This window comes from Sphingobium sp. 22B, assembly GCF_001580035.1.
In the GTDB taxonomy this organism is placed as follows: Bacteria; Pseudomonadota; Alphaproteobacteria; order Sphingomonadales; family Sphingomonadaceae; genus Sphingobium; species Sphingobium fuliginis.
This window is the reverse complement of record NZ_LTAB01000067.1, coordinates 1-2,991: the sequence shown is the minus strand read 5'-3', so window position 1 is coordinate 2,991 and position 2,991 is coordinate 1. Positions and strand designations below refer to the sequence as shown.

The 2,991-nt window shown below is 67.8% G+C and carries 4 protein-coding genes and 1 pseudogene; 2 read left to right on the top strand and 3 right to left on the bottom strand.

Translation table 11 applies throughout. From position 1 onward, the window contains the following. Positions 1–94: 94 nt before the first annotated feature. The 3 genes and pseudogenes from A0J57_RS24905 to A0J57_RS24895 form a co-directional block, all read right to left on the bottom strand. Positions 95–820: pseudogene (locus A0J57_RS24905) on the bottom strand (apolipoprotein N-acyltransferase); the annotation flags it as partial. Between the two features lie 11 nt (positions 821–831). After that, a complete protein-coding gene (locus A0J57_RS24900) occupies positions 832–1,467 on the bottom strand; it encodes a YqaA family protein (RefSeq protein WP_061940986.1) in 636 nt (211 codons plus the stop codon). Positions 1,468–1,479: 12 nt separating this feature from the next. Then, positions 1,480–2,001, bottom strand: coding sequence for a GNAT family N-acetyltransferase (locus A0J57_RS24895; protein WP_025551536.1), 522 nt, complete (start codon positions 1,999–2,001; stop codon positions 1,480–1,482). Positions 2,002–2,091: 90 nt separating this feature from the next. Here A0J57_RS24895 and A0J57_RS24890 point away from each other — a divergent pair, with 90 nt between their 5' ends. Both A0J57_RS24890 and A0J57_RS24885 read left to right on the top strand, forming a co-directional pair. Further along, the gene (locus tag A0J57_RS24890) at positions 2,092–2,334 is read left to right on the top strand and encodes a hypothetical protein (RefSeq protein WP_025551538.1); all 243 of its coding nucleotides are present in this window, start codon (positions 2,092–2,094) and stop codon (positions 2,332–2,334) included. Positions 2,335–2,402: 68 nt separating this feature from the next. Then, positions 2,403–2,991: hypothetical protein (locus tag A0J57_RS24885; RefSeq protein WP_235600957.1), on the top strand; the 589-nt coding region annotated here is incomplete at its 3' end.

Below are 2,991 nucleotides of genomic sequence, written 5' to 3'. Positions count from 1 at the left end.
TAAGAGACAGCCATACTGGCGTCGGGCGCGCTCCTCCTCGCCTTCCGCCGCCAGTTCCGCCCCGCCGCCGCGCTCATTACACCCCTCATCGCCCTGCCCCTGTGGGGGTGGGCGGAGCGGGGGAGAGATTGCCCCACAGGGGCAGGGCGATGAGGGGTGTAATGAGCGCGGCGGCGGGGCGGAACTGGCGGCGGAAGGCGAGGAGGAGCGCGCCCGACGCCAGTATGGCGAGCGCGCCGAGGCCGTAGGTGCCGATCAGGGTGGCGGCGATCGCCATGCCGGTGGGGAGGAGGGTGACGCCCAGCGGGTTCCAGGCGAAGCCGGTGAAGACGGTGGCGCGGAGATATTCCGAGGTGAGCCAGCAGGCGGCGAAGAGGAGGGTTGTCGTGAGGATAGTGGCCTCGCTTCGCCCGGTGCCCACCCCTAACCCTTCAAACGAGTCACGTGCCTCGTTCGAACGCCTGCGGAAGGGGGATTGTGTGCGAAGCCACCAGGCGGCCAGCGTGGCCAGGCCGGGATAGACGGCGAGGTAGAGGGACAGGAGGACCACCGCGCCGTAGCCGAACCAGTGGGGCATCGCGTCCTGGAAGGTGAAGGCGTGGGCGATCCAGTTGAGGCCGAGGGTGAAATGGCCGACGCCGAACAGCCAGCCGCGCAGGAAAGCGCTGCGGCGGTCGGGAGCCTGTTCGATCAGGAGGATGAGGAGCGCGAAGCAGGCGAGGGTGACAGGCCAGAGCTTGAGCGGTTCGAAACCGGTGGCCGCCGCGAATCCGGCGAGCAGGGCGGTGAGCTTCGGAAAGCGGGCCGGAATGTCCTTCATGCCGGAGCGGATCAGCGCAGCGTGGCCATGGTGGCGTGGCTGCACCTGTCGCTCTTGTCCCCGCCGCCGGACAGGGCGGAGGCCGCGATGAAGCCGCCGACCAGCAGCACCAGGAAGCCGGCGGAGAGCAGGCCCAGATATTTTTCGATAAACGCCTTGATCGGGCGGCCGAACTTCCAGAACAGGAAGCCCACCAGCATGAACTGGAAGGCGCGGCTGAGCACGCTGGCCCAGAGGAAGGTGAAGAGGGAGAGGCCGATGAAGCCCGCCGTGATCGTGATGAGCTTGAACGGGATCGGCGTCGCGCCCTTGATCAGGATGATCTCTGCCCCGTAATCGCGCAGATAGCAGGCGGCGACGGGGAATTTCGCGGCGAGGCCGAGGGCGTGCAATATCTGCTGCCCGACCGTTTCATAGAGGAAATGGCCGATGGCATAGCCGAACAGCCCGCCCAGCACCGAGGCGATGGTGCAGATCAGCCCGAAGCGGATCGCGCGTTCCGGGCGGGCGAGGCACATCAGGCCCAGCAGCGGGTGCGGCGGGATCGGGAAGAAGCTGCTTTCCATGAAGCTGATGGCGAAGAGCCAGCGTTCGGCGTGGGCGTGGGCGGCTTTCGCCAGCGTCCATTGGTAGAGCTTGGTGAGCATCGGGTTGAGGCCCTAGCCCAACTGCTTTCGGGCCGCCAGTGCTTTTGCCAGGACGACCATCTGCTGCGGCGGATCGAGCGGTACGGGATAGGGGCGCGTCTCTCCCGTCGGTCGGTAGCCGCGTCTTCGATAATATCGGATGAGATTGTCGTGGGTGGAGATGACGGTCATTTCCATCCGCCGGGTACCGAAGGCGGTCGCGGCGAGCTGTTCGGCGGCGGCGATGAGGCGGTGGCCGAGGCCCCCCGACTGGAGCGCGGGATCGACGCAGAGCAGGCCGAGACAGGCGCGGCCGTCGCCCCGGTCGGAGATCTGGACGCAGCCGACGGGAGCGTCGTCCGGGGCGGGCGCGACCAGCAGGCGTTCGGCGGGGTCGGCGAGGATCGCCTCCAGCGCGGCGATGCTGGTGCGGGGGGTGGCGGGTGGGGCGGTCTCTATGGCCCAGCTTTGCCGGGCGGTGTCGCCGCGATAGGCGCGCTCTATGATCGGGTGGAGACGGGGGAGGTCCGACGGGCGGGCGAGGCGTATGTCCATGGCCGGCCTGTAACGCCCTTGTGATGGAAGCGACAGGGGCCTTGATCGGTGCCGCGTCGCCACGCTAGCTTTGCCGTGTAGGAGACGCATATGCTTGGCATGGGAGAGGGCGCCTGTCCCTTTGAGTTCAATACCGATCCCGCGACGTTCAAGGTCGGGGATTCGGTCAGCTACCGGGTCACGGGCAGTCTGGAGGGCATGCCCTTTGCCGGCGTGCTGCTGGAGGTGCATGAGGATCATGTCGTGCTGACGTCGGACCCGGACGACAAGGCCAGCCGGATGCGGGCGACCCGGGAAAGCCGTCCTGTCGTCCGGGAGGAGGATATCTGTTGACGCCACGGCGTTGACGGCGCGGCGGCGTCTGGGCATGACCCCTTATGAGTCCGGCCCGGCGCATCCGAGTGAATTTGACCTTATCCCTTCCCTCCCAATGGCGCGAGCGCGGCGGCGGATTGCTGCTGGCGCTGCTGTTCAACGCGCTGCTGCTGCTGGCGTTGCTGACGCTGGCGCCCGATCCGGTGATCCGGCTGCCGGACCTGCGCAATCCGGTGACGTTCGAGATGGCGCCCGCGCCCAAGGCGGAGAAGGCGCAGAGCAAGGCCGAGAAGAGCGAGAAGAAGAAGCAGGAGAAATCGGCGCAGCGGCAGGTGCAGCAGCCGGTGGTCAAGCGCGACCGTCCCGTGGTGAAGCCGACCGAGCAGCAGCCCTCGCCGCTGCCGTTCCTGGTGCTGGACAGCCAGCAGATGGCGTCCGCCGACATCGGCAGGATGGCGAAGAAGGGCGCGGCCGACGGCGCGACGGGGCAGGGCAACAGCGCGGCGGCGGCGGGGCCGGGCGAGGGGCCGGGGGGCGTGCAGTTGTTCGATGCGGAATGGTACCGGCGGCCGAGCCATGCGGAACTGGCCGGCTATCTGCCCGCCGATGCGCCGACAAGCGGCTGGGGTCTGGTCGCATGCAAGACGGTGGATCATTACCTGTCTCTTATACACA